Annotated in this window: 28 protein-coding genes and 1 pseudogene; 17 read left to right on the top strand and 12 right to left on the bottom strand. The window is 61.4% G+C overall.

Going from position 1 to position 26,809, the window contains the following annotated elements; all coding sequences use genetic code 11:
* Positions 1-89: 89 nt before the first annotated feature.
* From P0648_RS08015 to rpl12p, 5 genes are all read left to right on the top strand, one after another.
* A complete protein-coding gene (locus P0648_RS08015) occupies positions 90-293 on the top strand; it encodes a hypothetical protein (protein WP_276247787.1) in 204 nt (67 codons plus the stop codon).
* 59 nt (positions 294-352) lie between these two features.
* On the top strand, positions 353-829 hold the full coding sequence (locus P0648_RS08010; protein WP_276247788.1) for a 50S ribosomal protein L11: 477 nt from the start codon (positions 353-355) through the stop codon (positions 827-829).
* Positions 830-963: 134 nt separating this feature from the next.
* Entirely contained in the window at positions 964-1,599 is a 636-nt protein-coding gene (locus P0648_RS08005; protein WP_276248486.1) for a 50S ribosomal protein L1, read from the top strand.
* Positions 1,599-2,645 carry a 50S ribosomal protein L10 gene (locus tag P0648_RS08000; RefSeq protein WP_276247789.1) on the top strand — a complete coding sequence of 349 codons (1,047 nt, stop codon included), beginning with the start codon at positions 1,599-1,601 and terminating at the stop codon, positions 2,643-2,645. The genes P0648_RS08005 and P0648_RS08000 overlap by 1 nt, the downstream gene beginning before the upstream one ends.
* Before the next feature lie 6 nt (positions 2,646-2,651).
* Entirely contained in the window at positions 2,652-2,987 is a 336-nt protein-coding gene (gene rpl12p, locus P0648_RS07995; RefSeq protein WP_276247790.1) for a 50S ribosomal protein P1, read from the top strand.
* A gap of 204 nt (positions 2,988-3,191) precedes the next feature.
* Here rpl12p and P0648_RS07990 read toward each other — a convergent pair whose 3' ends face one another.
* Positions 3,192-3,536, bottom strand: a complete 345-nt coding sequence (locus P0648_RS07990) for a hypothetical protein (protein ID WP_276247791.1) — start codon at positions 3,534-3,536, stop codon at positions 3,192-3,194.
* 172 nt (positions 3,537-3,708) lie between these two features.
* Here P0648_RS07990 and P0648_RS07985 point away from each other — a divergent pair, with 172 nt between their 5' ends.
* The 4 genes from P0648_RS07985 (at position 3,709) to P0648_RS07970 (ending at position 8,135) form a co-directional block, all read left to right on the top strand.
* The gene (locus P0648_RS07985; protein ID WP_276247792.1) at positions 3,709-5,262 is read left to right on the top strand and encodes a uracil-xanthine permease family protein; all 1,554 of its coding nucleotides are present in this window, start codon (positions 3,709-3,711) and stop codon (positions 5,260-5,262) included.
* A gap of 166 nt (positions 5,263-5,428) precedes the next feature.
* On the top strand, positions 5,429-7,183 hold the full coding sequence (locus tag P0648_RS07980; protein ID WP_276247793.1) for an Nramp family divalent metal transporter: 1,755 nt from the start codon (positions 5,429-5,431) through the stop codon (positions 7,181-7,183).
* A gap of 18 nt (positions 7,184-7,201) precedes the next feature.
* The gene (locus P0648_RS07975) at positions 7,202-7,618 is read left to right on the top strand and encodes a hypothetical protein (RefSeq protein WP_276247794.1); all 417 of its coding nucleotides are present in this window, start codon (positions 7,202-7,204) and stop codon (positions 7,616-7,618) included.
* On the top strand, positions 7,611-8,135 hold the full coding sequence (locus P0648_RS07970) for a hypothetical protein (protein WP_276247795.1): 525 nt from the start codon (positions 7,611-7,613) through the stop codon (positions 8,133-8,135). The genes P0648_RS07975 and P0648_RS07970 overlap by 8 nt, the downstream gene beginning before the upstream one ends.
* On the opposite strand, the gene P0648_RS07965 is transcribed toward P0648_RS07970, so the two are convergent.
* The 5 genes from P0648_RS07965 to P0648_RS07945 all read right to left on the bottom strand — a co-directional run bounded on the left by P0648_RS07965 (position 8,096) and on the right by P0648_RS07945 (position 11,669).
* The gene (locus tag P0648_RS07965) at positions 8,096-8,734 is read right to left on the bottom strand and encodes a CFI-box-CTERM domain-containing protein (RefSeq protein WP_276247796.1); all 639 of its coding nucleotides are present in this window, start codon (positions 8,732-8,734) and stop codon (positions 8,096-8,098) included. The two genes, P0648_RS07970 and P0648_RS07965, sit on opposite strands and share 40 nt — an antisense overlap.
* Before the next feature lie 50 nt (positions 8,735-8,784).
* Entirely contained in the window at positions 8,785-9,342 is a 558-nt protein-coding gene (locus P0648_RS07960; RefSeq protein ID WP_276247797.1) for a thioredoxin family protein, read from the bottom strand.
* Positions 9,343-9,439: 97 nt separating this feature from the next.
* On the bottom strand, positions 9,440-9,916 hold the full coding sequence (locus P0648_RS07955) for a hypothetical protein (protein ID WP_276247798.1): 477 nt from the start codon (positions 9,914-9,916) through the stop codon (positions 9,440-9,442).
* Between the two features lie 40 nt (positions 9,917-9,956).
* A complete protein-coding gene (locus P0648_RS07950; RefSeq protein ID WP_276247799.1) occupies positions 9,957-10,373 on the bottom strand; it encodes an EamA family transporter in 417 nt (138 codons plus the stop codon).
* Positions 10,374-10,409: 36 nt separating this feature from the next.
* On the bottom strand, positions 10,410-11,669 hold the full coding sequence (locus P0648_RS07945; protein WP_276247800.1) for an MFS transporter: 1,260 nt from the start codon (positions 11,667-11,669) through the stop codon (positions 10,410-10,412).
* A 105-nt stretch (positions 11,670-11,774) separates the two neighbouring features.
* Here P0648_RS07945 and P0648_RS07940 point away from each other — a divergent pair, with 105 nt between their 5' ends.
* On the top strand, positions 11,775-12,590 hold the full coding sequence (locus P0648_RS07940; RefSeq protein WP_277505841.1) for a carbon-nitrogen hydrolase family protein: 816 nt from the start codon (positions 11,775-11,777) through the stop codon (positions 12,588-12,590).
* A gap of 1 nt (position 12,591) precedes the next feature.
* On the opposite strand, the pseudogene P0648_RS07935 reads toward P0648_RS07940, so the two are convergent.
* Both P0648_RS07935 and P0648_RS07930 read right to left on the bottom strand, forming a co-directional pair.
* A pseudogene (locus tag P0648_RS07935) lies at positions 12,592-12,807 on the bottom strand (glycine cleavage system protein H); the annotation flags it as partial.
* Between the two features lie 59 nt (positions 12,808-12,866).
* Positions 12,867-14,063, bottom strand: a complete 1,197-nt coding sequence (locus tag P0648_RS07930) for an iron-containing alcohol dehydrogenase family protein (protein WP_277505840.1) — start codon at positions 14,061-14,063, stop codon at positions 12,867-12,869.
* Positions 14,064-14,272: 209 nt separating this feature from the next.
* Here P0648_RS07930 and P0648_RS07925 point away from each other — a divergent pair, with 209 nt between their 5' ends.
* A complete protein-coding gene (locus tag P0648_RS07925; RefSeq protein ID WP_277505839.1) occupies positions 14,273-14,554 on the top strand; it encodes a hypothetical protein in 282 nt (93 codons plus the stop codon).
* Between the two features lie 111 nt (positions 14,555-14,665).
* Here P0648_RS07925 and ilvA read toward each other — a convergent pair whose 3' ends face one another.
* The 3 genes from ilvA to P0648_RS07910 form a co-directional block, all read right to left on the bottom strand.
* Positions 14,666-15,886, bottom strand: a complete 1,221-nt coding sequence (gene ilvA, locus P0648_RS07920) for a threonine ammonia-lyase (RefSeq protein ID WP_277505838.1) — start codon at positions 15,884-15,886, stop codon at positions 14,666-14,668.
* 97 nt (positions 15,887-15,983) lie between these two features.
* Complete coding sequence (locus P0648_RS07915; RefSeq protein WP_276247805.1) at positions 15,984-16,532, bottom strand: DUF1684 domain-containing protein; 549 nt, start codon at positions 16,530-16,532, stop codon at positions 15,984-15,986.
* Between the two features lie 70 nt (positions 16,533-16,602).
* Complete coding sequence (locus P0648_RS07910; RefSeq protein WP_369685126.1) at positions 16,603-18,108, bottom strand: S8 family serine peptidase; 1,506 nt, start codon at positions 18,106-18,108, stop codon at positions 16,603-16,605.
* Positions 18,109-18,314: 206 nt separating this feature from the next.
* Here P0648_RS07910 and P0648_RS07905 point away from each other — a divergent pair, with 206 nt between their 5' ends.
* Both P0648_RS07905 and P0648_RS07900 read left to right on the top strand, forming a co-directional pair.
* A complete protein-coding gene (locus tag P0648_RS07905; RefSeq protein ID WP_276247807.1) occupies positions 18,315-18,869 on the top strand; it encodes an NADPH-dependent FMN reductase in 555 nt (184 codons plus the stop codon).
* 55 nt (positions 18,870-18,924) lie between these two features.
* Positions 18,925-19,446 (top strand): GrpB family protein, encoded by a 522-nt coding sequence (locus P0648_RS07900; protein ID WP_276247808.1) that lies wholly within the window; start codon positions 18,925-18,927, stop codon positions 19,444-19,446.
* On the opposite strand, the gene P0648_RS07895 is transcribed toward P0648_RS07900, so the two are convergent.
* Positions 19,447-20,067 (bottom strand): cyclopropane-fatty-acyl-phospholipid synthase family protein, encoded by a 621-nt coding sequence (locus tag P0648_RS07895; RefSeq protein ID WP_277505837.1) that lies wholly within the window; start codon positions 20,065-20,067, stop codon positions 19,447-19,449. It lies immediately after the preceding gene.
* 200 nt (positions 20,068-20,267) lie between these two features.
* On the opposite strand from P0648_RS07895, the gene P0648_RS07890 reads away from it, so the two are divergent.
* The 4 genes from P0648_RS07890 to P0648_RS07875 all read left to right on the top strand — a co-directional run bounded on the left by P0648_RS07890 (position 20,268) and on the right by P0648_RS07875 (position 26,806).
* Positions 20,268-20,756 carry an Lrp/AsnC family transcriptional regulator gene (locus P0648_RS07890; RefSeq protein WP_276247811.1) on the top strand — a complete coding sequence of 163 codons (489 nt, stop codon included), beginning with the start codon at positions 20,268-20,270 and terminating at the stop codon, positions 20,754-20,756.
* Positions 20,753-21,892, top strand: coding sequence for a pyridoxal phosphate-dependent aminotransferase (locus P0648_RS07885; RefSeq protein ID WP_277505836.1), 1,140 nt, complete (start codon positions 20,753-20,755; stop codon positions 21,890-21,892). The genes P0648_RS07890 and P0648_RS07885 overlap by 4 nt, the downstream gene beginning before the upstream one ends.
* A gap of 423 nt (positions 21,893-22,315) precedes the next feature.
* Entirely contained in the window at positions 22,316-24,805 is a 2,490-nt protein-coding gene (locus P0648_RS07880) for a type II/IV secretion system ATPase subunit (protein ID WP_277505866.1), read from the top strand.
* Positions 24,806-26,806, top strand: coding sequence for a type II secretion system F family protein (locus P0648_RS07875; protein WP_369685672.1), 2,001 nt, complete (start codon positions 24,806-24,808; stop codon positions 26,804-26,806). It abuts the gene before it with no gap.
* The last annotated feature ends 3 nt before the right edge of the window (positions 26,807-26,809 follow it).

Genomic DNA, 26,809 nt, shown 5'->3' with positions numbered 1-26,809 from the left:
CGGCGGTGCCCGTCGAAAAACCCTTTCCATTGGGACGGTTGTCAAGTCGATACGTTAATACGGGGGTGCCGAGTGGGCCTACCTAGTTGATGTCCGATTCAGCTCGCTTCCGCGATAGCACGCAAATCGTGCTTCCGGCAGACGTGTACGCAAACGTCCGCGACTCGCTGGAGGCAGAGTTTACGCTAACCGCCACCGAGGAGCGACCGGGTTCGGTTCGCCTCATCGGGAGTCCAATCGACATTAAAGCCGCGAGCGACTACCTCGTACGGCAGGGCATCCCGGTTCGCTGAGTGCCCGGCGCTGTGGTCAAAAGACAATTCTTAAAACCAACCGAGCGGTTGTGTCGGATATGGCTGGAACTATCGAAGCACTCGTACCCGGCGGTAAGGCCAACCCTGGCCCACCGCTCGGTCCCGAGCTCGGTCCGACCCCCGTCGACGTGCAGGCGGTCGTTAACGAGATTAACGACCTGACCGCCGCCTTCGACGGCATGGAAGTGCCCGTCACCATCACGTACGAAGACGACGGTTCGTTTGACATCGACGTCGGTGTGCCGCCAACGGCAGCACTTATCAAAGACGAGGTCGGATTCGAGACCGGCAGCGGCCGCCCACAGGCCGACTTCGTCGCCGACATCACGGTCGAACAGGTAAAGAAAATCGCAAAGCAGAAACAGACCGACCTCCTCGCCTACGACGTGAAGAACGCGGCGAAGGAAGTCGGCGGCACCTGCGCCTCGCTCGGCGTCACCATCGACGGTGAGGACGCCCGAACCTTCAAACAGCGCGTCGACTCGGGCAAGTACGACGACATCCTCGTCGAATAAACCGACACAACTGTTCTCACGGTCACGCGCCGTTCGACGCTTTTAAGTTAGTCTTGGGCGTGAAATCGGGTGAGGCAGGCACGCAGCCTGTTTCATCCCGTAGAAGCTACGAAAGCGTACTACGGAGGTGAATGATGGCAGAATATGATATAGTGCAAGCAGTCTCTCGCGCACTCGAGGAGGCACCTGAGCGGAAGTTCCGCGAAACGGTGGACCTCGCGATTAACCTGCGCGACCTCGACTTAAACGAACCGTCGAAACGTGTTGATGAGAGTGTCGTCCTCCCAGCGGGGACCGGTCAGGAGACCCAGATTGTGGTCTTCGCCGATGGTGAAACCGCACTCCGAGCAGAAGACGTCGCTACCGTCATGGGTAAGGACGATATCGAAGACCTCGGAGATGACACGAACGCAGCCAAGGACCTGGCAGACGAGACCGACTTCTTCGTTGCAGAAGTCTCGAAGATGCAGGACATCGGTCGCCACCTTGGTACCGTTCTCGGACCACGCGGTAAGATGCCAACACCACTCCAACCCGACGACGACGTCGTCGAGGTAGTGAATCGTATGAAGAACACCGTCCAGCTCCGGAGCCGTGACCGGCGGACCTTCCACACCCGCGTTGGTGCAGAAGACATGTCCCCAGAGGACATCGCCGAGAACGTCGACGTTATCCTCCGGCGTCTGGAAGCGAACCTGGAAAAAGGGCCGCTCAACATCGACAGCGTCTACGTCAAGACGACGATGGGCCCGAGTGTGAGGGTGGCATAATGTCTGCAGAATCCGAGCGCAAAACAGAGGTCATTCCCCAGTGGAAGCGTGAGGAAGTCGACGCACTCGTCGACATCTTCGATGACTACCAGAGTGTCGGTGTCGTCCGTATCTCCGGCATCCCATCGAAGCAACTGCAGGCGATGCGCAGCGAACTCCACGGCAGCGCAGAACTGCGCGTCAGCCGTAACACGCTGATGACGCGTGCGCTGGAAGAAATCAACGACGGGCTCGAGCAGCTCGTAGAGCACGTAGACGGGCAGGTCGGCCTTATCGGCACCAACGACAACCCGTTCGGCCTCTTCAAGAAGCTCGAAGCCTCGAAAACGCCAGCCCCAATCAACGCTGGCGAAGTCGCACCCAACGACATCGTCATCCCAGCAGGTGACACCGGCGCGGACCCCGGTCCGTTCGTGGGTGAACTCCAGCAAGTTGGCGCAAACGCCCGCATCCAGGATGGCTCCATCCACGTCTTGGAGGACTCGAAGGTTCTCGAAGAGGGTGAGGAAGTCACCCAGCAGCTCGCGTCCGTCCTCGCGGAACTCGGCATCGAGCCGAAAGAGGTCGGTCTCGACCTGCGCAGTGTGTACTCCGAGGGCGTGCTGTTCGACCCAGCCGACCTCGCAATCGACGTGGACGAGTACCGCAGCGATATCGAGCGTGCCGTGGCCCAGGCCCGGAACCTCTCTATCAACTCGGTCTACCCGACGGCCCAGACGGCCCCCGACCTCATCGCCAAGGCATCCGCCGAGGCAAAGAGTGTGGGTCTCCAGGCCGCCATCGCGAGCCCGGACCTCGCCGACGATCTCATCAGCCGTGCCGACGCGCAGATGCGCGCACTCGCGGCCCTGATCGACGACGAGGAGGCCCTGCCCGAGGAGCTTCGCGGCATCGAAGCCGCCGCTCCCGCGCAGTCGGCTGAAGCTGAAGAAGACGCAGCAGACGAATCGACCGACGACCAAGCCGCTGAGACCGACGCCGCGGACGACGACGACGATGACGACGAAGACGACGCAGGTGAGGGTCTCGGCAACCTATTCGGATAAGCAACAATGGAATACATCTACGCAGCGCTCATCCTGAACGAGACGGACGCAGAGATCAACGAAGAAAACCTCACCGCAGTGCTCGACGCAGCAGGCGTCGACGTCGAAGAGTCCCGTGTGAAGGCGCTCGTCGCCGCACTCGAGGACGTCGACATCGAGGACGCAATCGAGCAGGCCGCAGCAGTTCCTGCCGCCGGCGCCGCCGCAGCCCCAGCAGAGGGTAGCAGTGACGACGGAGACGACGACGAAGCCGACGAAGCCGATGCTGCAGCCGAAGCGGACGACGACGACGAGGAAGACGAAGAGGCCAGCGGCGAAGGTCTCGGCTCCCTCTTCGGTTAAACGTCGATTCGACCAACCTTCTCCATTTTTTTAGTTCCCCGAGCGACAGCGCCCGTCGCCGGCCGACGAGTTACGCAATCGGCACACCCGCGAGTTTATACCAGAAGCCGGGACCAGTCCGTCTTGAATGTCGCTCCCGAGCGTGAGTGTCCCCGTCGCCCCCGAAGCCACCTTGACCACCCTCGGGTTCGTCGCCGGCGGGATTTACCTCGGGACGATAAGCGGCCCCATCCCCGGCCTCCACGCGAACAACTTCGCCCTTTTACTCGCGGCTGGCGTGTCGTTCGTCCCCGGCCCGCCGGCCCTAGTTGGCGTCGCGATGCTCGCCGCCATCGCAATCGCTGCCGCCGTCGCCTTCGTGCTCGTGAGGGTGGTCGGCGACTGGTATCTCGAAGCGGGTCGCTCGACTACGCGACACTCTCCGTCGTCGTCCTTTGCCTGCTCTGCCTGCTGGCGTGGTTGTTCGCCGGGGGAGTCGGCGTCGTGGTGCTCTGCGTCGCCACGCTGGTCGGACTCGTCCCCGTCCGCCTCGGCACGCGACGTGTCCATCTCATGGGCGTGTTGCTTGGCCCGATAATTCTCGGTGACGTGTGTGCGAAATTCCTCCTCTTCTGCCAGTTGTGAGGCATCCACATGCGGATACACCGATGTGTTTAAAAGCATTCCATACAGGATTGTGGATAGATGTTCGAGTTGGCAAAACCGTGGCAGGAGGGCACCGATGGCAGATAACGAGCCGCCGCAAGAGGCCGGGTTCGTCGAGTACGGAATCGAGGACAAACCGCCGCTCGGTGAATCGGCACTCCTCGGTATGCAACACTACCTCACGATGGTCGGAGCGAACATCGCAGTGCCACTCATCCTGGCCGGAGCAATGGGTATGCCCCCGGAGATTACCGCCAGACTCGTCGGGACGTTCTTCGTCGTTTCCGGGATTGCAACGCTCGCCCAGACCACGTTCGGCAACCGCTATCCAATCGTCCAGGGTGCGCCGTTCTCGATGCTCGCACCAGCGCTCGCCATCATCGGCGTCGTCGGCAGCTTCCCCGGGGACCCCGGCTGGGAAGTGATGATCGTCCACTTACAGGGCGCTATCATCGCGGCCGCGCTCGCAGAGGTGGCAATCGGTTACTTCGGCGTCGTTGGCAAACTCAAGCAGTTCCTCTCGCCTGTCGTGGTCGCGCCGACCATCGCACTCATTGGCCTTTCACTCTTCTCCGTCCCACAGGTTACCCGAGCAGACCAGAACTGGTGGCTTCTTGGACTGACGTTGTTCCTTATCGTCCTGTTCAGCCAGTACATGAAAGACAATAACAAAGTGTTCAAACTGTTCCCCGTTCTGCTGGCAATCGTTGTCGCATATCTCGTTGCGGTCGTTCTCTCGGTGACGGGCGTCTACACGTCGAGTACGCTTGGATACGTGGACCTTGCCACCGTGACCGAGGCTCCCCCACTGCTCCCAATCTACCCACTCCAGTTCGGCATGCCCGTCTTCGAAACGTCGTTCATCGTCGGCATGTTCGCGGGCGTCGTCGCTTCCATCGTCGAATCCTTTGGCGACTATCACGCCGTTGCTCGCCTCTCAGGCGTCGGTGCGCCGAGTGAAAAGCGCATCAACCACGGCATCGGGATGGAGGGGCTGATGAACGTCTTCGCGGGCATCATGGGTGCTGGCGGTTCGACCTCCTACTCCGAGAATATCGGCGCAATCGGCCTCACGGGTGTGGCCTCCCGCTACGTCGTGCAGGTTGGCGCGGCTGTCATGCTGGTGATGGGCTTCATCGGCTACTTCGGACAGCTCATCGCCACCATCCCCGACCCGATTATCGGCGGCCTGTTCATCGCCATGTTCGGGCAAATCGTCGCCGTTGGTCTCTCGAACCTGAAGTACGTCGATTTGGATTCCTCGCGCAACATCTTCGTCCTCGGGACGGCGATGTTCGCGGGCCTCGCGATTCCGGCCTACATGAGCAATGTCGCCGCAGTAGACCCGAACACCTCCGGGCCGGAGATGCTGCGCATGGGTCTCGAAGGAATCCCACTCCTCGGTGCGGTTCTCGGCAACCAAATCGTCGCGGACACGCTGTTCGTCTTCGGCGGCACGGGCATGGCAGTCGGCGGCCTCGTCGCGCTCGTCCTCGACAACACCATTCCCGGGTCTGACGACGAACGCGGCCTCACCGTCTGGCAGGCAATCGCCGAGGACGACGAGGACTTCCAGACCTTCTTCGAGCGCCGCGGAAGCGACAACGGGTCGCCCGAAAGCGCAGACTGACTCGCGGACACGGCGGTTCGTCGTACCTTCTCGCCCGCTGTTTGTTTCAACTCTCCTACGTCAATCGTAAATCATTATATACGGGGCGTCGCATGGTAACACGGTTCAGTCGAAACTCGCAGATAAACGCGTTGGCCGGTGTGACGAGGAGGGCCGGAGGAATCCGATGCCAGACGACGAATCAGACACACAACACGGGACGGATGCCGAGTCTGTCGGTGATGTCGACCACGACATCTACACGACCGAAGACGTCGGCAAACAGTATCGAGAGACAGTCTATCGCGACCTCGACTACGAATCGCTCGATGTCGCACCCGCGACGGCCGACTATCCAGACAGCAGCGAAGGGGGTTACCGATTGGCCGACCTCCCGAAGGTGCCGAAGGTGCGCCACATCGTCGGACCGAGCGCCATCATGCTCGGGGCGTCGCTCGGCAGCGGCGAGACGATGTTCTGGCCGACTATCGTCGCCGATTACGGTTGGGCGCTCTACTGGGCGTTCTGGATCGGTGTCATCACGCAGTTTTTCATCAACACCGAACTCCAGCGGTGGACGATGGCCACCGGGGAGAGCATCTTCCGCGCATTCGAGCGGTTGAACGGCATCTGGCCGTGGTTCTTCCTCGCCGCCGGCTTCTTCCACCTCGGGTGGCCGGGGTGGGCCGCAGGTGGTGCTGAAGTGCTCGCGGCGTGGACCGGCATCGTCCCTCGCGGGGATTGGTGGATGATTGGCGTCGTCACGATGTTGCTCATCTGGGCGTCCTACATGGCTGGACCAGTCATGTACAATGTCATCGAGAACATTCAGCTCGCTCTGATGGCTGTCGCCATCTTCGGTGCGGTCGTCCTCGTGTTCGCCGTCGGGACGGTCGGACAACTGGCGAACGTGCCAGCGGGTGCGGTCAACTTCGGCGCACTTCCCCCGCAAAACGAGATGAACATCGCCGTGTTCCTCGGCGGCCTCGCCTACGCCGGGGCGGGCGGCTACATCAACCTCTCACAGGGCGTGTGGGCTCGCGAGAAGGGGTACGGGATGGGGACCTACCAGGGCCGAATCAAGAATCCGCTTCGGGGCGCGACCCCGGAGACCGTCCACGACGGCTTCGCATTCGAACCGACCGACAAGAACCTCAAACGCTGGCGCGGATGGTGGAAGGTCACCCAGCGCGAACACTTCCTCACCTTCGTGATTGGGCTACTCGTCGTCGCGACGGTCGCGATGACCATCGCAGCCGAGTTCGCCACCTCGGTTCCAGGCGGCGATGGTATCGCCATGTGGGTGGACGTCGTCATTCCGAACCTGCCGGGCGGCGCGCTCGTCGGGAACCTGATGTACGCCGTCATCTTCATTGCGCTATTCAGCACGCAGTACGCCATCGTCGAATCGTTCGTCCGCAACAGTGTCGACATCCTCTACGAGGGCTACGGGCGAGATGCGGGCTGGGACCTCTCACGGACGTTCCTCGGCCTCCTTACCCTGTTCACGGCGTGGGGTATCCTCATCATCGTCGGGACCGGCCTCCTCAACTGGGGTCAACCGTGGATTCTCCTCGTCATCGGCGCGGCCATCGCGGGCGTGATGATGTGGCCGTACAACGCACTGACCATCATCCTCAACACGACGCGACTGCCGGAACACACCCAACCGGGATGGGGCCGCGTCGTCGCGATGTGGTGGGCAACCGGCTTCTTCGGCTACTTCAGCGTCCTGCTCATCGGGAGCCAACTCGTGTCCGTCACCGGGAGCGCGACGTTCGAAACGACACTCGGCGTCGTCGGCAGCGGCGTCGGCGGCTACGCCCTCTGGGCGATTGCCCTCATCGTGCAGGTGTACACGATGTATCGCAGCGCCACGGCGAAACTCGAAGCCAGTGGCACCGTTGAGGACGCAGAGAAGGCGAGCAGCCTCCTCTCCTGACTCCACATCATCTTTCAGATGACCAGTACACAGACCGCACCTCTCTCGAAGTCGATGTTCGCCCTGTTCGTGAGATACCGGTACGCGATTTACGCGGCGGGACTCGTCGCCATCGCCCTGCCCGCGGTCCTCGCACGAGGCGTCGGCTACACCGTCGCCCCTACGATTCGGACGGCGCTCGTCGTCGGCAGTCTCACGGCAATGGCCGTCACCTACCTCGCAGAGCGGAGTGCAGGCGACGAACGCGACGCAGTCGGAACCGAATCCACAGGCTATTCGCTGCGCCGTCGCGCGAGCGCCGCGGGTGCGGTCGCCGGCATCGCTCTCGGCGCGTATCTCGCCGTCACCGGCGAACTCGTCGTCGGCCTGCTGTTCATCGGTGGTGCGCTGCTGTTCGGACAACTGGCGTTCGGCGGAGGACGACGCGATGAGTGACGCACCACCAGCGTCGGCGAACCCGGACGACGACCTGCCAAGCACAAACGTCACCGTCGAGTGCCACGTCCACTTCGGGATGACCGGGTCGTTCCCGCTTCGACTCGCGGAACTGTTCTTCGCGGACGACGGCCTCTACGTCGCCGAATACGCCTACATCACGCCGATGTTCGGCCTCGGCACGAAGAAACACCACCGCGAGGCGGGCGCGATGCAGGCCATCTACGACCATCACGGCTTAGACGAGGTACTGTTGCAGGCGGACGCGGTGACGTGGCACAACTACGAGAACGTCGTCTCGATAACCGTCTACGACGGCGGGCGCGTCGGGCGACCAAAACTCACGATCGAAACCGCGAGCGGAAAGGGACACGCCTACCGCCTTCACGACGTGTCGAACCTGCCGAGCCTCGTCGCCGACCTCCAGTCAGTGGGCGACCATCACGGCTTTACGGTCACAGAAAAAGACGGCGTGGGCTACTCGCTGCGCGAGAGCGTCTCGCGCGTCTTCGAGTGAACGTCTCGACCCAGCGCGCCCGCTCCTCGCCAATTCTCGCTCGCCTCGATGAACGCGTGCCCAAAGAGCGCGACAAGCATCCCAATCGCGTACAGCACCGTGAGCGTCACTGCGAGGCCGCGCCGAACGGCCGGACTGTTCGCCGTCGTTCGTCTGCATTCGAGATTCGCACACCGGAAGACGAGCCTTCGGACTGCCCGCGCGGTGGGTGAGTCTGGATGTGCCGCAAGCGTCGCTGCGACTGGGGGACTGGTACGGTAGTAGAATCCGACGAGCGTGCGACCCACTCGATTCTCCGCGAGCACCTCGTCTCTGAACTGCCGGAGTGCATCGAGCGTCTCGCCCTCCCCTGCGACGGCGGTGGTGAGAAAGCACGACGAATGGTGTTGGATTACGTCGAGGCGGCGGATGTCGTCTTTCTCGTAGCGCCTGGCCTGCTCGCCCTCGAAGTCCCACTCTGGCGAGACGACGAATCCGTCGTCGGTGTGGCGAAGATAGACGTCAGCATGCTCGATTTCCTCGCCGTCGTGCGTGACGACAGTGACGTGCTTTCGCCGTCCGTCACCGACGCCGACCGGGGAGGACTCCTCATCGGACATTAGGACGGTGGTTCGCGGAGGACCGTGAAAAACGTTCGCCGGGTCAGGATTCAGTTGCGCCACTTAATCGAACAGCCACGCGACGGCAGGAATCCCTTGTCTACCTCTTCGCCCGCGCGGACGCCCTCGATTGCCTCGCGCATGTCGTGCTGGGTCGGTTCCTGGTCCGGCGAGAGGGCGTCGTCTAAGCGACCCTGCCACGCGAGTTCGAACGACCCATTCTGTCGACGGAACAGGAACGGGTCGGGCGTGCACACCGCACCGTAGTCTCGCGCCACGTCCTGGGATTCGTCGAACAGGTAGGCGTCGTACTTGACCGTGCCGTCGGCGACGAGTTCTTGCATTCGCTCGAAGGAATCGTCCGGGTACTGCGCCGGGTCGTTCGGGTTGATGCCGACCACAGCCACGTCGTCGTACTCGGCGGCGAGGGCGTTCAGCACGCCGATTTTCGCCTTCGCGTAGGGGCAGTGATTGCACGTGAACACGACGAGCAGGGCCTCGTTGTCGGCGAACGAGTCGAGCGAGTAGGTTTCGCCGTCGGTTCCCGGCAGCGAGAACGCGGGTGCGTCGTCGCCAATCGAGAGTTTTGCTTCGGATTCGAGCGCCATGTGCTGAGAATGGCGCTCCGAGAAAAAGTGTGTTCTGTCAGGTACAGTATTCTTCTTCTCGCGCCCGGACATAGCGAAGTGAAGATTCAGCGTTCCGTTACAGGTCAGGTACACGGCCACGACCGAAGAGAAGCGTCGAGACGTGGTTCCACACCCTCAAGAGGGCCACCGCACCAAAGAATGGGACGAATACCAGCAGCATGTTCCCGGTGAATCCCGCCGGTGAGGAGGTGGAGGCCGCCGTCACGAAGGTCCACAGCCAATAGAACGCGACCACGCCGACCAGAAACAGGGTCAGTCGAATCGCGGATTCGAGAACCATGTTGAGCGAGGAATTCTCCGTGAAGGATGGTGGCGGGCGGTTCCACGTCGAAAAGAGGACGGCACCGCCAGCGAGGGAGAGGACGAGGGCGTACGGACCGCCCGTGCCTGCGTCGTGGGACATCCCCACGGACGCGGCGAGGTTCGCCCACACGAGGAAGGTGAAGATGGCACCGACCACGAGCTGGAAGCCCCGCTTGAACGAGAGGAAGGTAAAGTCCTCGGAGTACACCTCCGCGTAATGTGAGTCCATTGCTCAAACTGCGCTGTACCGTGACAAAAGCGTTCTGCCGCTACTCGACGGTCACGAGGTAGACGGCGACGCCCGCGAGTACGATGCCGAGGGCCTTCCGCGCGGTCAGCGACTCGCCGAGGAAGGCGATGCCGACGACGGAACTCGTGACGAGGAACATCCCGAAGATGGGGACGACGACGCTCACCGGGCCGAGGGCGAGCGCGCGGTAGTAGGCGATGATGCCGACGGTGAGGCAGATGCCCGCCCCGAGCAGGTAGGGTGCGTTCGCGGGCGTGACCGCGTCGATGACCGATTCGTCGTTGTAGACGACGAGGCCGAGCGCGACAACGACGAGCATCCCGTTCGTAATCGTCGCGACCACGTCGCTCGAAAGGTCTTGCGTCGCAACCTTCGTGAGGGGGGCGACGAGGGTGTAGGAACCGAGCGCGAGAAGGGCGTACCAGACGTAGTTCATCGTCACTCTCTCAGAACTGGTCGTTTAGATGTGTGTCTACTCGCTCGTGGTTGGGGCCGTGGTGTCGTGTGCCGCACTCACAGAGCGGATGGCGAGCGCGAGTGCGACGGCGACGGCGGCGAGCGCGGCAACGAGGTAGAAAGCGAGGCCGACACCCGCCACGTCGATGACGTACCCGAACACGGGTGGGCCGATGGCCCCGCCTGCCGAGATGCCGATGGTCATGAGCGCGAAGTTCTTGCCCACGTCTTTCCGGGCCGAGGCGCGGTCGGTCAGCTTCGCCCGGGCGGGACGACTTACGTCGATGGTACTCGCGAGGACGAGGACCAGTGCGAGCGCGAGCAGAACGGGAACCGACCCGGAGGCGAGCACCGCCGCGAGCACGGCAAGCGCACCGTACCCGGCGAGCAGGACGTTATCCGCGAGGGTGCGGTCTGTGACCCACCCGCCGAGCAGGATGAAGCCGGCCCCGACGGCGAGCATGGCCGAGGAGGCGAGGCTGGCGTCTGCGGGGGCGAAGCCGTACCCGGCGGCGAGAAGCGTCTGGGAGTAGGTCCGAACCCCCCACGCCGCGAGCGAACTCACGAACCAGAGCGTCGTGAGCAGGAGGATGATCGGCGTCGTGATGAGCGTCCGCAGTTCGCTCGCGAAACTCGGGGCGATGGCGTCGGGTTTCGACGCCTCAGCCGGCGGATGGGTCACGTCGCGCCCGACGTACCGGGCGAACGCGCCGAGGCAGACGACGGCATAGAGGCCGCCGAACAGAGCGATGGCGAGGAACGCCTCGCGCCAGCCAAACCCAAGCACCAGCGCGAGCGGGACGAGAGCGAACGGCGCGGCGAGGCCGAGCGCGCCGGTGAAGCCGTGGACGCTGTACGCCCGGCCGCGTTTGCCCTCTGTCGTCGCAGCGGCGAGCAGCGGGTAGTGGGCAGGGTGGTGGCCCGCGACGCCGATGCCGAGGACCACCTGCGAGACGAGCAACCACTCGTAGGTCGGGGCGATCGCGGCGAGAAACGCGCCAAGTGCGCCAAAGCCGAGCGACAGCGAGAGGACGAGTGTCCGACTGTGCGCGTCAGAGAGGTAGCCGTAGGGCAGTTGCAACAGGGTGACAACGGCCCCGAGGACGCCCACGGCGAGTCCTAACTGGGCCGTGGAGACGGAAAAGACAGGCCCGAGCAGCGCGAAGGCTGGCGGCAAGAGCATGAGATACATGTGATTCACGAAGTGTGAACCGCCGACGAGTGAGACGACGAGCGACGACTCGTCTGTGCCGAGGGGTGCGCGAGGAGGTGACACGAGTAGGTGGATACAGGTCGTAGTTCAGGGGGCTTAGCCCTCTCGACTGTGACAAACCCACTCGTGAAGGCTAGTGATTTTACGCTCCGCTGCGAACCTCCGAATATGAGTCAGTTCACCGTCGCCGCCTGCCAGCTCGACTCCCGAGACGACAAGGAGGACAACGTCCGCCGGGCGCTCTCGTTCGTCGACGAAGCCGCGAGCAAAGACGCAGACATCGTCGCGTTTCCCGAGATGTTCCCGTACATCGGGCCGAAAGACGCCTTCTCCGACGTCGCAGAGGAGATTCCCGGGTCGCTCACCGAACGCCTCGCCGCTCGCGCCGAGGACTACGGGATGTACATCCACGCCGGGAGTATGTTCGAACCAGCGGACGACGGGCGAGTGTACAACACCACGGCCCTCATCAACCCCGACGGCGACATCGCCGCGACCTACCGCAAGGTCCACCTGTTCGACATCGACGTGCCCGGGGGCGTCACCTACCAGGAATCAGAGCGCGTCGCCGCCGGGAACGAGGCCGTCGTCGCGGAGACCGCCCTTGCGAACTTCGGGCTCTCTATCTGCTACGACCTGCGCTTCCCCGAACTGTTCACCACGCTCGCGCGAAACGGCGCAGAAGTCATCTTCCTCCCGGCCGCGTTCACGCTCTTTACCGGGAAAGACCACTGGGAACCGCTGCTTCGCGCACGCGCCATCGAGAGCCAATGCTACGTCGTCGCGCCAGCACAGATTGGTGAGAAACCAAAATCCGCCCAGACGTACGGCAAGACGATGGTCATCGACCCGTGGGGCAACGTGATTCGCCAGGCAAGCGACCGGGAGGAACTCATCACCGCGCCGATAGACCTCGATTACGTCGCAGACGTTCGCCGGGATTTACCGTCGCTTCAGCACAAACGCGACGACGTGTACTTCTGAGTCAGGTCGTCTGCGCCTCGTAGGCAGCCGGGTCGAGGAGCGCTTCGAGTTCTGCGTCGTCCGCGAGGTCGAGGGTGACGAACCAGCCGTCGCCGTACGGGTCGTCGTTTACGAGTTCTGGTGCGTCGGTCAGGTCGTCGTTTACCGCCTCGACCGTGCCCGAAACCGGCGCGTACACGTCGGAGACGGCTTTGATGGACTCGACCACGCCGAACTCGGTCGTCCGGGCGTCTCGCTCGGCGTGTCGCTCTCGGAGTGGTGGTTCGCGAAGAGTCATCACTCGAGTGCTGTTTCGTACTCGAACACGCCGTCGAAGGCGCGTTCGAGGATGCCTTCTAAGTCCTCGCACGTCGTGACGCGCGGGTTGCCGGTGAGACTCCCGTCTTCGAGGGCTTGCTCTGCGAGTTCGGGAATCGCCTCACGCTCTGCGTCCGTCTCGGAAAGCGTTCGAGGAATGCGAACGTCGTCGCCGAGTTGCCGCGTGGCGCGGACGGCCTTGTACCCCTCATGGCGAGCTGGGGCCTCCTCGTCGACTGATTCTCCGAGTGCAGCCGCGATGTCGGTCAGTTTCTCTGGGACCTGCGGGAGGTTGAACTCCATCACGTAGGGCAGGATAATCGCGTTCGCGAGACCGTGTGGGACGCCGAATTTTCCGCCGACCTGGTGAGAGAGGGCGTGGACCGCGCCGAGGCCAGCACCGTTGAACGCCATTCCCGCCTGCGTACTCGCACGGGCCAGTTTCGCGAGCGCCTCGTCGTCACCGCCGCGGTACTCGACGGCCCTCGTCAAGTGGGTTCCGACCTTCTCGATAGAATCGAGAGCGAGCGCCGAGGTCTGACTCTGGGCGTTGATGGAAACGTAGGCTTCGACGGCGTGCGTGAGCACGTCCATCCCCGTCGCGGCTTTCACCAGCGGCGGGGCGCTCTTGGTCAACTCGGGATCGACGAGCGCGAGGTCCGCGAGGAGCGTCACGTCGCCGATTTCTTCTTTGACGCTAGTCTCCGCGTCCTTGACGATACACCAGTGGCCGACTTCGCTTCCGGTCCCCGAGGTGGTGGGAATGTAAATGCTCGGCGGCGTGGGGTTCGGCACGTTGCCAGAGCCCTTGAAGTCGAGAATGTGGCCGTCATTAGTCGTGAGGATGCTCGCGGCTTTCGCGGTGTCCATCGACGACCCGCCGCCGATACCGAGCATGAGGTCCGCGTCTGCGTCCTCGTAGGCGTCCGCCGCGGCGTGGACGACCGTATCGGTTGGGTCGGGTTCGACGCCGTCGAACACCGCGTAGTCTACCCCCGCCTCGGAAATCGATTCGAGCACCGGTTCTAACACCCCAGCCTCTCGCACGCCGCTGTCGGTGACGACGAGGACGGTATCTGCACCGAACTGTTTTGCGTACGTGCCAGTCTGGGATGCCGTTCCGGCACCGAACAGCACCCGGTTCGGGACGTTCCACATGTGAGATTGCTGTGTCATGATAGGCTTCGTTGTCGTGTCGTGCGTCGCAAGCTACCCCGCCGGAAGGAGTGTCTCCCGAAAGCGGCGGGAACTGGCAGATACGCACTGGACGCGCGTCCTGTGTGTTGCTCTCTAGCGTGCAAGGTGATTCTGCCACATACCTGCGGACATATAAATATTCACCACCGACCAGCCTAAGTGTCCTGCAGGTGATATAGCGGTGGAGAATGGCAGAAATCACCGCACAAGATGACTTCGAAGTCCGTTTCATCCGCACTCCGGAGCAGTACGCCATCGGCGTTCGCGTGAGGGCCGAGGACGGAACGTGGTCAGCGCAGGCGATGCTCACGGCGGGACAGATCGACCAGTTCATCGACGAACTGGCGACCGCACGCGACAAATCTCGCCGCGCGTCGATGCGCGAACTCGCCCAGGCAGCGGGCGCAGACGATGAGGAACTCGAAGAACTCTTAGACGAAGCACTGCCACTCGACGAAGACGAACCCTGAATTATTCGTCTTCGTCGAGCGGGTACAGCGGCCGCGAGAGATGTTCGAAGGTGAACTGGCTGAGGTCCGGGTCTGCTATGCCCGGGGTCGTGAGAAAAAGGCGGCCCGCGGTCAGTTCATCCGTTCGACTTCGTACCCTGCACCCTCGATTGCACCACGAATCGACTCTGCGTGTTCGGTCCCGCTCGTGACCACCTGGAAGACCAGATAGGCTTCGCCGACTCGCAGGTCGTCGACCGCCCGGTCGTGGCGCACGTCGCGGATGTTCGCCCCCTGTTCTGCGATAATGCCGGAAATTTCGGTCATCTTGCCCGGCTGGTCCTCGATCTTCACGCGCAGGCGCAGGAGCTGGCAACGTTCGGTGAGCGCGTGGGTCAACACGGTCTGGAGCATGGACATGTCGATGTTCCCGCCACAGAGCAGTGGAACGACGGTTTCTCCCTCCACGTCGAGTTTGTCGCTCAGAAGAGCGGCGATGGAAACCGCACCCGCACCCTCGACCAGTTGCTTTGCGCGTTCCAGAAGAATGAGAATCCCGTTCGAAATCTCGTCGTCAGAAACGGTGATGACCTCGTCTACGTGCGCCTCGATGAGTTCGTACGTTAGCTGGGAGATGCCACCGGTGGCGATGCCGTCGGCGATGGTGTTCGGGTGGTCGATTGAGTGTGGCCCACCCTTGTCCAGACTTTCGGGAACTGTAGACGCCGAATCCGCCTGCACCCCGACGACGCGGATATCCGAATCGAGCGCCTTGAGTGCGGTCGAGATGCCACCGATGAGGCCCCCGCCGCCGATGGGAACGATGACCGTGTCCACGTCGGGGAGGTCCTCGTAGATTTCGAGGCCGATGGTTCCCTGCCCGGCCGCGATGTCCGGGTCGTCGTATGCGTGGACGAAGATGGTGTCGTCAGCCTGCGTGAGCGTCCGGGCGTAGGTCATCGCCTCGGGGAAGTTGCTGCCGTGTAACTCTACGTCTCCGCCGTAGTCGCGGGTCGCGTCGATTTTCGCCTGCGGTGCGTTCTTCGGCATGACGATCGTCGAGTCGATGCCGACTTTCGTCGCGGCGAGGGCGACCCCCTGGGCGTGATTCCCCGCGCTCGCGGCGACGACTCGGGTCACGCCACCGGCTGCTGCAACTTGCTTGAGTTTGTTGTACGCCCCGCGGGTCTTGAACGACCCCGTCCGTTGGAGGTGTTCCATCTTGAGGTGAACGTCCGCGCCGGACATTCGACTGAGCGAGCGACTCGTCTCTACGGGCGTGTGGCGCACGACGGCCTCGTCGTCGAACCGTTCGCGGGCCGCCTGAATGTCGCTGAGTTCGATACTGACCATCGTTGCATAATACCGAATAAGGAGGTATAAACAGTTTCGCGTTATCTGCCGGGAACCTAAAAACGGGTCGTTGAATTCGCGGCGGAGACCAGTGTGTTCAGATCCACTTCTCGCCCGCCGTGATGACCACGTCGAGCCAGTTTTCGCGTGGCGGAAGCGGGCAGGTGAAGGCGTCTGAGTAGGCGCAAAACGGGTTGAACGCGAGGTTGAAGTCGAGCGTCAGTTCGTCGCCGTCTTCGAGGCCATCCTCGGTTTCGAACTCCATGTAGCGACCGTACTGGAACGTCTGCTGTCCCGTGGTTTTGTCGCGGAAGGGGACGAAGTACGGGCCGTCTCCCTGTCGATACGCGGCGAGGGTGTACTCTCCTTCGCCGAGATTGAACGTAAGCGTGAGCGAGCGTTCGTACTCGACTTCCGGGCCGGCCGTGGTTTCGAGCGAGACGGTTTCCGGATCCTCGTGGACCGTGGCCGTGGCTTCGACCCGGTAGTCAGGGTCCGGCGCGAAGTACTGGAGGCCGTCGAACTCGTCGCGGTTTTCCGGAGCGACCGGTGACTGGCGGTGGTCGCTGAAAAATTGGTCTTTCTCCTCACGGTGGGCTTCCAGTTCCTCGGCCCACGTGGCTGCATCGAACGTGGCGTCCGTCATTAGCGGCGTTATCAGATGCGCACGGGTAACGCTTACGTCATCGGAGAAGGGGGACCACAGGATACGAGACTTACTGCGTCTCGGTGATGGTGAGGGTGTAACTGCCGCTGCCGCTGTAGGAATCGACGAGGATGTGGAGGTCTGTCGAGTCGTCCGGCGCGGAGATGGTGATGTTCTCCTCGCTGTTCGCGCTGTAGGAGCGGTAGTCGTAGGAGTACGTGGTCGGGCACGTTCCGGTGCCGTCGTTCACGTACAGGTCGAAGTCCGCAGAGGTGGGACCAGCGAGGTCCACCTCGACCTGACTTGGATTGGAGTACGTCCACGCGTACGACCAGCAATCGGAGTCAGAGGAACTCGAGAGCGAGTCGTTGACCGTCGTCGAGTCCGTTTCGCCGCCGCCACCGCCACCGGAGTTCGCCGGGTCGGTGTTGACTGCGTTCGCGGCGTCCACGCGGCCGTTGCCCTGTTCGTTCGAGCTGTGACCCATGTCCACGGCTGTGGCGTTCAGGTGGTCGCGCAGTTCCGTGTTCGAGATGTCCCACTGGGCGAGCGTGAGTCCGGCGACTCCTGCGACGACGGGCGTCGCCATCGAGGTTCCGGAAATCTTGTTGTAGCCGTCGTCGGTCCACGTAGAGAGGACGTCCGTACCGGGTGCACAGAGTTCGACTTTGCTGCCGGTGTTCGCGTAAGCCGCCATCGACCCGTCGGGGTCGAGCGCGGAGACGGCGACACACTCGCTGTAGGCAGCCGGATAGCTGACCGAGGTGCCGTAGTCGTTCCCCGTCGCGGCAGCGATATAGACGCCCTGGGTGTTGTAGGCGTACGAGACGGCGTCTTTCATCGTCTGCGTGTAGCCGCCACCACCGAGGGACATGTTGATGACATCGGCACCGTTGTCGGCAGCCCACGTCACGGCGTCTGCGATGTCGGAGGTCGAACCGCTCCCCTCCTCGCTCAGGGCGCGAGCCGAGAGAATCGAGGAGTTTCCAATGCCGGTGATACCCTCACCGTTGTCGATTTCACCCGCTGCGATACCGGCGACGTGGGTCCCGTGGTACTCGTCTGCGAGCACGTCCGGGTACGGGTCCGAGTCGTCGTCGACGAAGTCGTAGCCGTAATTGGCCACGCTACCGTCCATGTTCCCATCGAGGTCAGGGTGGTCGTACTTGACACCCTGGTCGACGACGGCGATGGTCACGCTCGAACTGCCGAGCGTCGTGTCCCACGCAGCGGCAGCGTTGACCATCTGGTCTGCGTATTGGTCGCCATAGCGGGTGTCGTCCGGTGTGTAAAATGCCGTGTGAGTTGTGTTGTCCTCTGCGTACTTGATGTACTCCTCCTTCCGAACGCGCTCTTTGAAATTCTCCTTCGCGTTCTCGTCTGCGTTCTCGTTGAATCGAACCGCGACGTACCGAAGCCGATCATTGTCGTGAACCGCTTTCGCGTTTTCCGGAACGTGTTTCTCCACCTCCGCCCGGTGGTCACCTGCGCCCTGTGAAACACCGACGAGTACCTCGTCCTCTTTCGATCCTCGTCGTCGGCCGTTGTTCGGCCCCTGTGCCGCCGCCTGTCCCATCGAAGCGAGCAGTGCAGCGGACCCGGTTGCTTTCAGAAATTTACGCCGTCCAAGTGGGAGTTTGTCACCCATGGTGCGACTTAACAACAGACACTACATTATTTAAATTTTATTATATCTATTAATGAAAATAAAACAGTTCTAGCTTGACACGATTTCTGCACCGAGTAGCGGCTTTTTTTAATGGCAGTGGCATACTTCACAGAATGGCACCCCCGGCAATCGTTGCAATTTCGGGCAGCAGACGGACGCAGAGCTACACCAAACGCAGTCTCCAGCACGCGCTCCGCGCCGCCGAGGCGGCAGGCGCGACGACGGAGCTCATCGACCTGGGCGCAGTGGAGTTGCCCCTCTATCACCCGGGTCACGAGGAATCCGCCGAACTCGAAGCGCTCCTTCGCACTGTGCGAGAGGCGGACGGCGTCATGGTCGGGTCGCCCGTCTACCATGGATCGTACTCCTCTACGTTCAAGAATTTCCATGACTACTGCGGGTTCGACGAATTTTCCGACACCGCAGTTGGCCTCCTTGCCGTTGCGGGCGGGAGTTCCTACGGAAGCACCTTAGACCACATGCGAATCACCGTTCGAGGCGTCCACGGCTGGGTGATGCCCCACCAGGTCGGTATTCCGAACGTCCGCAAACAGTTCGACGAAGCAGGCTACGTCGACCCGGCGCTCGAAGCGCGCGTGGAGAAACTTGGGACGCAGATCGTCGAGTACGCACAGCGCCTCCGCCGGCCGATAGACGAGGCACACTGACCAGTAATACTGGCCCGTAATACTGGCCAGTATTTCTGACCGGTACGATTCAGGCATGAGTCAAACACCGATTACCCTCGCCGACTACGACCCGGACTGGCCTGCGGCCTTCGACGCGGAGGCGAGTCACATCGAGTCGGTAATCGGCGAGCACATAGAGCGAATCGAACACATCGGTAGTACGGCGGTTCCCGGCCTGCCCGCCAAACCAATCATCGACATCATGGTCGGCCTCGACGCGCTCGCGGACGCGGCCAGGTGCCTCGGACCACTCGAAGCACTCGGGTACGAGTACGTCTCTACGTTCGAGGATGTGATGCCTGAACGCCGATACTTAAGGAAGAGCGAGGGCGACACCCGCACCCATCACCTCCACATGGTCGAGACAGCGAGCGACTTCTGGGAGCGCCACCTCGCCTTCCGCGACTACCTCCGCACCCATCCGGAGGTTGCCGCCGATTACGCCGACCTGAAACGGGACTTGGCCGCAGCACATCCACACGACATCGGCGCGTACACCGACGGTAAAGACGACTTCATCAGACGGGTCGAACGACAAGCGCTCACAGACCAGTAATCAGTCGAGACGGGTGACGATTGCGAGCAGTGCATGATGGTTGTACTTGCTCGGGTCGGTGGACTCGAACGTCGATTCGCGAATCTCCTCGATTCGCCACCCTTCACCGAATGCCTGACCAATGAGGTCCTCGTTCGTGCTCGGACCCATTCGCCCATCCCGCTCGCTGAAGCCGAGCATGATGTAAGTGCCACCGGGGACGAGCGCCGACCGGAGGCTCTCGCCGTAGGCTTCCACCTCGTCAGGACCGAACACGTGAAACAGCCCACAGTCGGTGACGGTGTCGAACTGCTGGCCGAGGTCGCCAAGCGCGAACGCGTCGTGAACCTCGAACTGGGCGCGGTCTGTCAGGCCGCGGTCAGCTGCTTTCGCTCGTGCCTTTACAATCGCATTTTCCGCCGCATCCACGCCGAGAACGGTGTGTCCCTGTTCAGCGTAGAACAGCGCGTTTTCACCCGTTCCACAGCCAACGTCGAGGATACTGCCGTCGATAACGCCTGCATCGACGAGTTCGACGAGTGTGGGTTGGGGACGGCCGATGTCCCACGGTGGCGTTCCGGCGGCGTACGACTCGTTGAAGTCGAGTTTTCCGGGCGACTTTTCGTTCTGTTCGTCCGTCATCGGCTCCCTCCCAGTCGCTGCATATTTGAACGAACAACGAGTGAGTGGATAAGTCACCCGTCGGTTGCACTGGCGCACGCTGCCAGTAACCCTGCCTCCCACCCGGACGGGTACCGTCGCGGATACCGGTTCTATATCCCAGTATACAGTTTATTGCACCGGTAGCAAGTCTTTTTGTGGGCGGTCGTTTCTCACCGGGTATGAGCACGCGAGATGAGCTTTTGGCGCTCCTCCTCGAGAATGCCCGCTACTCGACTGAAGACCTGGCCCGGCAGATGGGCGCAGACGAAGCGGAGGTAACGGCGGCAATCGAGGAACTGGAGGCCTCGGGCCTCATTCGCGGCTATCAGGCGGTCGTCGATTGGGACCGTGCAGACCGCGAACGAATCCGGGCGCTCGTCGAGTTGAACGTCACGCTCGACCGCGAGACCGGCTACGACGACATCGCCGACCGACTGGTGAAATTCCCGCCGGTCAAATCGCTCCGGCTGGTGAGTGGCGATTACGACTTCGCACTCGAAGTCGAGGGAGACTCCCTGCGCGAAGTATCGAAGTTCATCAGCGAAAAAGTGGCTCCCGTCCCCGAAATCACGCAGACGGTGACCCACTACATCATGGAGACGTACAAGGACCGCGGCTTCGAGATGGGCGACGGCCACGACGATGGTCGGCTCTCGTTTTCGCCATGAAAATTGCAGACCGCGTCCAGCAGATTCCGCCGTCAGGAATCCGCAAGTTCTTCGAAATCGCAGAGGAGATGGACGACGTCATCTCTCTCGGCGTCGGCGAACCCGACTTCACCGCGCCGTGGGCGGCCCGCGAAGCGGCCATCGAGTCGCTCAAGGACGGCAAAACGTCCTACACGGCCAATCGCGGGATGCGAGAACTCCGCGAGGCGATCGCAAAGCGAGTTTCAGTGCAATACGACTTCACGTACGACCCAGACACGGAAGTTCTCGTCACCGCGGGCGCGAGTGAAGCCCTCGACGTGGCGTTTCGGGCGCTCGTCGACCCCGGCGACGTAGTAGCCATTGCACAACCGTCGTACATCTCGTACGTGCCGGGAGTCACATTCGCCGGTGGGGAGCCGCTTCCCGTTCCAACGCATGAGGAAGACGACTTCAAACTCACGCGCGAGGTGCTCGAGGCAAACGGCGTCGCCGACGCGGACCTGCTGGTGCTTTGTTACCCGAACAACCCGACGGGAGCCATCATGACCGAGTCAGAGCTCGCTGAGGTCGCCGCGTTCGTGCGCGAACACGACCTGACGGTCCTCTCGGACGAAATCTACGCCGACCTCACCTACGGCGAGGAGCATACCTCGATTGCGACGTTCGAGGGGCTTAGAGAGCGAACCGTGGTGTTCAACGGGTTCTCGAAGGCCTACGCCATGACGGGCCTGCGCCTCGGTTACGCGCTCGCACCGGCGAAGACCATCGGGGCGATGAATCGTGTCCACCAGTACTCGATGCTTTCCGCACCGACGACCGCCCAGTACGCTGCACTGGAGGCACTCGAGTCGTGCGACGGCGACGTAATCGAGATGCGAGACCAGTACAATCGTCGCCGGCAGTTCGTCCTTTCGCGGTTCGAAGAGATGGGTATCGACTGCTTCGAGGCCAAGGGGGCGTTCTACGTCTTCCCCGAGTGTCCGTGGGAAGACACGGACGCGTTCGCAGAACAGTTACTTCAAGAACAGGGCGTTGCCCTCGTCCCCGGCCACGTCTTCGGTGAGAGTGGTACGGGTCACCTTCGCGTCTCATACGCGACCGGGCTCGACGACCTGCGCGAAGCGATGGCCAGAATCGAAGCGTTCCTCGACTAGCGTCAATCTTCTCCCGCTTTTCGGTTTTATAGCGTGAGCGACGGCAAGATGTGATAAATCGTATGACACGATACGAAACGATACGGATAGCTGGAACGTTGACCGCGAGCAATGCAGTCGTCTTCCTTACACGAAGGCGGAATCGAATGCATTAGTTTTCCATCAACAGACCCCTATGTTTCCGAGAATCGTAACACGGAAATTGACTATTAATCCAGAGCGTCACGAAATTTGAATCATTTCGCTCTTCATAATCAAACAGTGTAAGAATTCATACAAATAAGCGCAACACTTTTTCTCTCATACGGAGTATTAAAACAGGAAATGGGGAAGAATAACGCCGACGATGCTGGCTTCGACCAGTCCGGCGACGGGGGGGATACCGTCACGGAAACGACCGAGGAAACCTCTGTCGGTGCAGTAATGGGTGCTTACAACTGGGAAGATTTCAAACGAGAAGTCTATCTCGACGCGGACGGGCAACACCCGAAAGACCTTCTTGGAGAGGTCATCGAGTTCGACCCGAGTGAATATCTCGGGTTCGACCCTGCAGAGACAGCAGAACGAATTACCAACGGTGCCACCCGAGCGAAGAGGCTCGACGCGTACTTCGACTCGTTCCTCGACGTAGAGCACGTCGAAGTCGCACTCGGAGAGTACTACTGGGAACACTTCAAACTGGAGTACTACTACGATGAAAACGGCCTCCCGCCGGTAGACAAGAAGACGGGAACCGTCCGCGAATTCCACCCGGAGGAGTTCCTCGGACTCGACCCGGCCGCGCTGCCGAACGTCGTCAGCTACGGGAACAAGGTCGCACAATCACTTGCAGAAACCGTCGACGAGCGCACTGTCACCGTCCTCGAGGACCTAGACGAAGACGCGTTCTTCACGAACCACGATGGGACGAAGACTGTCGTGAGCCGGTACGATCTCGAAAAGGCCGTGCCGCTCTCGAAGAAATCTCACTTCCGCGAGGTTGACCGCTACTGGGTCAACAAGCCATTTGCGTTCGTGAGCATCTTCCTCTCGACGAAGGAAAACGAACACAAGTACTACCTCATCGAACCGTACCTCACGCCGATCGAGCATGAGCTGAAGGAGTTCCTCACCGGGAAACTCCGCACGGCAATTAAGTACTCTGACGAGGAAATCATCGTCGAAGGAGACGAGGCCGACCGAGGGGCAGTCATCGCCCGTGAGACCGAACAGCTTCTCGAACGGTACGACCTGTTCGCGCGGCCGGCGGAAGGCAAGCCGAGCCTCAAAGACCAGTTCATGGGCCTCATCGGCAAAGCGCCAGAGCGTGAAGTCGATACCACCGTCCGCGACCTGAACGGCATACAGACCCGTCCCGAACCCGCGATACTCGAAGAGGACGCGAAGACCGTCACCGAGTACCAGGTCGAGAAGTTGCTCTACATGCTGAAACGCGACTTCGTCGGCTTCGAACGCATCGACGGCGTCAAACACGACATCAACGTAGAGGACGTTTCGTGTGACGGATACAACTCGCCCGTTTTCGTCTATCACTCGGACTACGAGCAAATTATCTCGAACATCTTCCACGGTGAGAAAGACCTCGATGACTTCGTCGTCAAGATGGCCCAGCGGTCGGGCAAGGGTATCTCGAAGCGCCAGCCACAGGTCGGCGCGACCCTGCCCGATGGCTCGCGTGCCCAGCTCACGCTCGGCCGCGAAGTGTCCGACCACGGGACGAACTACACCATCCGTCAGTTCAAGGAAGTGCCGTTCACGCCAGTCGACCTCATCAACTGGCACACCTTCTCGCTCGACGAGATGGCCTACCTCTGGCTGTGCATCGAGAACAACAAGTCGCTCATCTTCGCCGGTGGGACGGCATCCGGGAAGACGACCAGCCTGAACGCGGTGTCGCTGTTCATCCCGTCGAAGTCGAAGATCGTGTCCATCGAAGACACGCGCGAAGTCGAGTTGCCACAGCGCAACTGGATTGCGTCCACAACCCGTCCGTCCTTTACGGCCGACGACAAGGGTGACGTAGACGAGTTCGACCTGCTCGCGGCCGCACTGCGTCAGCGCCCTGAGTACATCGTCATGGGTGAGATTCGCGGTGAAGAAGGCCGGACGCTGTTCCAGGTCATGTCCACGGGTCACACCACCCTGACGACCTTCCACGCCGACTCCGTCGGTGAGGTCATCAAACGCTTCACGACCGAACCAATCAACGTCTCGAAGACGATGTTCACGGCGCTCGACCTCGTGAGCATTCAGACCTCGACGCGTGTCCACGGCAGTAAGGTTCGCCGGAGCAAGTCCATCACCGAAATCAACCACTACGACCCAGAGAACGACGAGATCAACGTCCAGGACGTGTTCCAGTGGCAAGCGGAGAGCGACGAGTTCCTGCGCATGGGCGAGTCGAACACGCTAGACGAGATTCGCTTCGACCGCGGGTGGTCCTACGACCAACTCGACGAGGCAATCTACCTGCGCAAGATTGTCCTCGCCTACCTCATCAACCGCGGGCTGAAGAGCTACCCACAGGTCGCCGCGACCATGCAGGCATTCATGAACGACAACGACACTATCATGACCCTCATCGCGAACGACGATCTCGAAGCACGCTTAGAGGAACTCCGGCAGATGGAGTCGGTCATGATCGACATCGACCCGGAGAAGGAAGCGATGATTCCGCGCCCGGACCCGTACGCAGAGCTGCGCGCATACACGGACGAACTACTCGCAGAAGCAGAAGAAGAACTGTTCCCGCGCTACCGCACGGCTGAATCACCGGCTCTCGCCCTGGCCCTCGGAATGGGTGTGGACGAAGCGGGTGCGGCGACCGACGGCGGCGACGACGAGGGCGACGCAGAGCCCTTCGAGGAGTTCGATTTCGGCGGCTTCGAACCGCTCAAGGAGGAAGACGAGTAAATGGCTCCGGAAACGATGAGCGGTAGCAGCAGCTTCGAAGGAAAGTCCATCAGCGACTCCTTCTACCCGCTGTACCGCCGTCTCTTTAGCGAGGACAGTGAATTCGTCGCCGACGTAGAGGAGAAACTCGCAGCTGCGCGAATGCCACACACGGTGGAGTTCTTCCTCTCGTGGGCACTCGCGATTGGAGTGCTCCTCGGGCTCATGCTCTGGCTCGGTGGCATCGCCATCGGCTACGTCATCTTCGTGCTTTTCATCGAGGAGTCGCCAACGCTCCTCGGTCTCAAGCTTTCACCCCAGCTGTTCGCCATCGTTGAGGCGTTAAAGATACCCGCGCTGGTCCTTGTGACTGGCATTATTTTTGGGCTGGTCGGCTTCGGCATCGGATTCGGTGCGATCGTCTCCGTGCCGTACTACCGCGCTGGTGAGCGAAAGCGGGAGATCAACATGCTCTTGCCTGACTCCATCTCGTTCATGTACGCCCTCTCGGTGGGTGGCATGAACCAGATCGAGATCCTCCAGGCCATGGCGAAAGCAGAGGACACCTACGGTGAGGTGGCAAAGGAGTTCCAGAGTATCGTCCTCGAAACCGAATACTTCGACACCGACTACCGCTCTGCAATTCGCAATCAGGCGATGCAATCGCCAAGTGACGAGCTCGGGCAATTCCTCACGGACATGCTCTCTATCGTCAACTCCGGTGGTGATATGACACGGTTCCTTGACGACAAGAAGGAAAAGCACATGCGCACCGCAAAGCAGGAACAGGAACTCCAGCTCGAAACCTTAGAGCTGTTCGGCGAGATGTACATGACGCTCTCGCTGTTCCCGCTGCTGCTCATCATCATCCTCGTCATCATGAGTATGCTCGGTGAAGCACAGGACTTCATGCTCTACGGGACGGTCTACGGCCTCATCCCGATGACGGGAATTGGCTTCCTCGTGCTCGTCGCGACGGTCAAGTCTGGCGAACCAGGTGACGGTTACCTACACGAAGATGACCCGGACATCCAGCGGCGCGAACGCGGGATGCTCGGCCTCGGCCTCATCGAGCGCTACGCGGGCACCTACGCGGTCTTCGACCGCATCAAAAGCAAGGAAGGCACCTTCGTCACGATGGAGCTACTGCGAAAGCCACACCACTTCTTCCGTGACTACCCGCTCGCGACGCTCGCACTGACCGTGCCAGCAGCAATCGTGTTGCTCGGATTCTGCATCATGGCGGGGCTCGCGCCTGCGTCGTTCGAGGAGCTTCAGTCGAACCCCGTCGGTGGGACGTTCTTCTGGGTGTACATGCCCATGTACGTCACGCTGCTTCCACTCGCGGTGTTCAACGAGTGGAACCTGCGCTCGCGATGGAAGATCATCAAGAACCTCTCTGATGACCTTCGCAAACTGTCGAGTGCCAACGACACGGGATTGACCCTGCTCGAATCGCTGAAAGTGGTCGCTGACACGTCGCGTGGGAAACTGGCAGAAGAATTCGAAGCCATTCACGCGAAAGTGAACTACGGCATGAGCCTCAAGGAGGCCCTTATCGAGTTCAACAACCACTACCACATTCCGCGCCTCGCACGCACGGTCAAACTCGTGAGTAAGGCACAGGAGACATCCAGCAACATCACGGACGTTCTCTCGACGGCCGCACAGGCCTCCGAGAACCAGGACGACATCGACCGCGAGCGGGTCGGCCGCACCCGCATGCAGATCGTCATCATCATCATGACTTACCTGGTGTTGCTCGGCGTCATGGCCATCCTCAAGGTGAAATTCCTCGACACGATGGCTGGCCTCTCTGCGCAAGCGAGTGGTGACTCTGGGGCCTTCGGTGGCGGGCTCAACATCGACATGCTGACGATGTTGTTCTTCCACGCCGTGACCCTGCAGGCGCTCATGTCTGGATTCATCGCCGGCTACATGCGCGATGCAAGTCTCCTGAGCGGAGTGAAGTACGCAGTCATCCTGCCAACCTTCGCCCTGCTCGTCTTCATGCTAATATGAACG

The sequence above is a fragment of the Haladaptatus sp. DYSN1 genome (assembly GCF_029489995.1).
Lineage (GTDB): Archaea > Halobacteriota > Halobacteria > Halobacteriales > Halococcaceae > QDMS2.
The sequence above is the reverse complement of the archived record's forward strand: the minus strand, read 5'-3'. Positions and strand labels throughout refer to the sequence as shown.

What these genes read in the sequence shown, in the direction of transcription:
- P0648_RS08015 (WP_276247787.1), top strand. Translation starts at nt 90, where the DNA reads ATGTCCGATTCAGCTCGCTTCCGCGATAGCACGCAAATCGTGCTTCCG.
- P0648_RS08010 (WP_276247788.1), top strand. Translation starts at nt 353, where the DNA reads ATGGCTGGAACTATCGAAGCACTCGTACCCGGCGGTAAGGCCAACCCT.
- P0648_RS08005 (WP_276248486.1), top strand. Translation starts at nt 964, where the DNA reads ATGGCAGAATATGATATAGTGCAAGCAGTCTCTCGCGCACTCGAGGAG.
- P0648_RS08000 (WP_276247789.1), top strand. Translation starts at nt 1,599, where the DNA reads ATGTCTGCAGAATCCGAGCGCAAAACAGAGGTCATTCCCCAGTGGAAG.
- rpl12p (WP_276247790.1), top strand. Translation starts at nt 2,652, where the DNA reads ATGGAATACATCTACGCAGCGCTCATCCTGAACGAGACGGACGCAGAG.
- P0648_RS07990 (WP_276247791.1), bottom strand. Translation starts at nt 3,536, where the DNA reads ATGGACACGTCGCGTGCCGAGGCGGACGGGGACGAGTCCGACCAGCGT.
- P0648_RS07985 (WP_276247792.1), top strand. Translation starts at nt 3,709, where the DNA reads ATGGCAGATAACGAGCCGCCGCAAGAGGCCGGGTTCGTCGAGTACGGA.
- P0648_RS07980 (WP_276247793.1), top strand. Translation starts at nt 5,429, where the DNA reads ATGCCAGACGACGAATCAGACACACAACACGGGACGGATGCCGAGTCT.
- P0648_RS07975 (WP_276247794.1), top strand. Translation starts at nt 7,202, where the DNA reads ATGACCAGTACACAGACCGCACCTCTCTCGAAGTCGATGTTCGCCCTG.
- P0648_RS07970 (WP_276247795.1), top strand. Translation starts at nt 7,611, where the DNA reads ATGAGTGACGCACCACCAGCGTCGGCGAACCCGGACGACGACCTGCCA.
- P0648_RS07965 (WP_276247796.1), bottom strand. Translation starts at nt 8,734, where the DNA reads ATGTCCGATGAGGAGTCCTCCCCGGTCGGCGTCGGTGACGGACGGCGA.
- P0648_RS07960 (WP_276247797.1), bottom strand. Translation starts at nt 9,342, where the DNA reads ATGGCGCTCGAATCCGAAGCAAAACTCTCGATTGGCGACGACGCACCC.
- P0648_RS07955 (WP_276247798.1), bottom strand. Translation starts at nt 9,916, where the DNA reads ATGGACTCACATTACGCGGAGGTGTACTCCGAGGACTTTACCTTCCTC.
- P0648_RS07950 (WP_276247799.1), bottom strand. Translation starts at nt 10,373, where the DNA reads ATGAACTACGTCTGGTACGCCCTTCTCGCGCTCGGTTCCTACACCCTC.
- P0648_RS07940 (WP_277505841.1), top strand. Translation starts at nt 11,775, where the DNA reads ATGAGTCAGTTCACCGTCGCCGCCTGCCAGCTCGACTCCCGAGACGAC.
- P0648_RS07930 (WP_277505840.1), bottom strand. Translation starts at nt 14,063, where the DNA reads ATGACACAGCAATCTCACATGTGGAACGTCCCGAACCGGGTGCTGTTC.
- P0648_RS07925 (WP_277505839.1), top strand. Translation starts at nt 14,273, where the DNA reads ATGGCAGAAATCACCGCACAAGATGACTTCGAAGTCCGTTTCATCCGC.
- ilvA (WP_277505838.1), bottom strand. Translation starts at nt 15,886, where the DNA reads ATGGTCAGTATCGAACTCAGCGACATTCAGGCGGCCCGCGAACGGTTC.
- P0648_RS07915 (WP_276247805.1), bottom strand. Translation starts at nt 16,532, where the DNA reads ATGACGGACGCCACGTTCGATGCAGCCACGTGGGCCGAGGAACTGGAA.
- P0648_RS07910 (WP_369685126.1), bottom strand. Translation starts at nt 18,108, where the DNA reads ATGGGACAGGCGGCGGCACAGGGGCCGAACAACGGCCGACGACGAGGA.
- P0648_RS07905 (WP_276247807.1), top strand. Translation starts at nt 18,315, where the DNA reads ATGGCACCCCCGGCAATCGTTGCAATTTCGGGCAGCAGACGGACGCAG.
- P0648_RS07900 (WP_276247808.1), top strand. Translation starts at nt 18,925, where the DNA reads ATGAGTCAAACACCGATTACCCTCGCCGACTACGACCCGGACTGGCCT.
- P0648_RS07895 (WP_277505837.1), bottom strand. Translation starts at nt 20,067, where the DNA reads ATGACGGACGAACAGAACGAAAAGTCGCCCGGAAAACTCGACTTCAAC.
- P0648_RS07890 (WP_276247811.1), top strand. Translation starts at nt 20,268, where the DNA reads ATGAGCACGCGAGATGAGCTTTTGGCGCTCCTCCTCGAGAATGCCCGC.
- P0648_RS07885 (WP_277505836.1), top strand. Translation starts at nt 20,753, where the DNA reads ATGAAAATTGCAGACCGCGTCCAGCAGATTCCGCCGTCAGGAATCCGC.
- P0648_RS07880 (WP_277505866.1), top strand. Translation starts at nt 22,316, where the DNA reads ATGGGTGCTTACAACTGGGAAGATTTCAAACGAGAAGTCTATCTCGAC.
- P0648_RS07875 (WP_369685672.1), top strand. Translation starts at nt 24,806, where the DNA reads ATGGCTCCGGAAACGATGAGCGGTAGCAGCAGCTTCGAAGGAAAGTCC.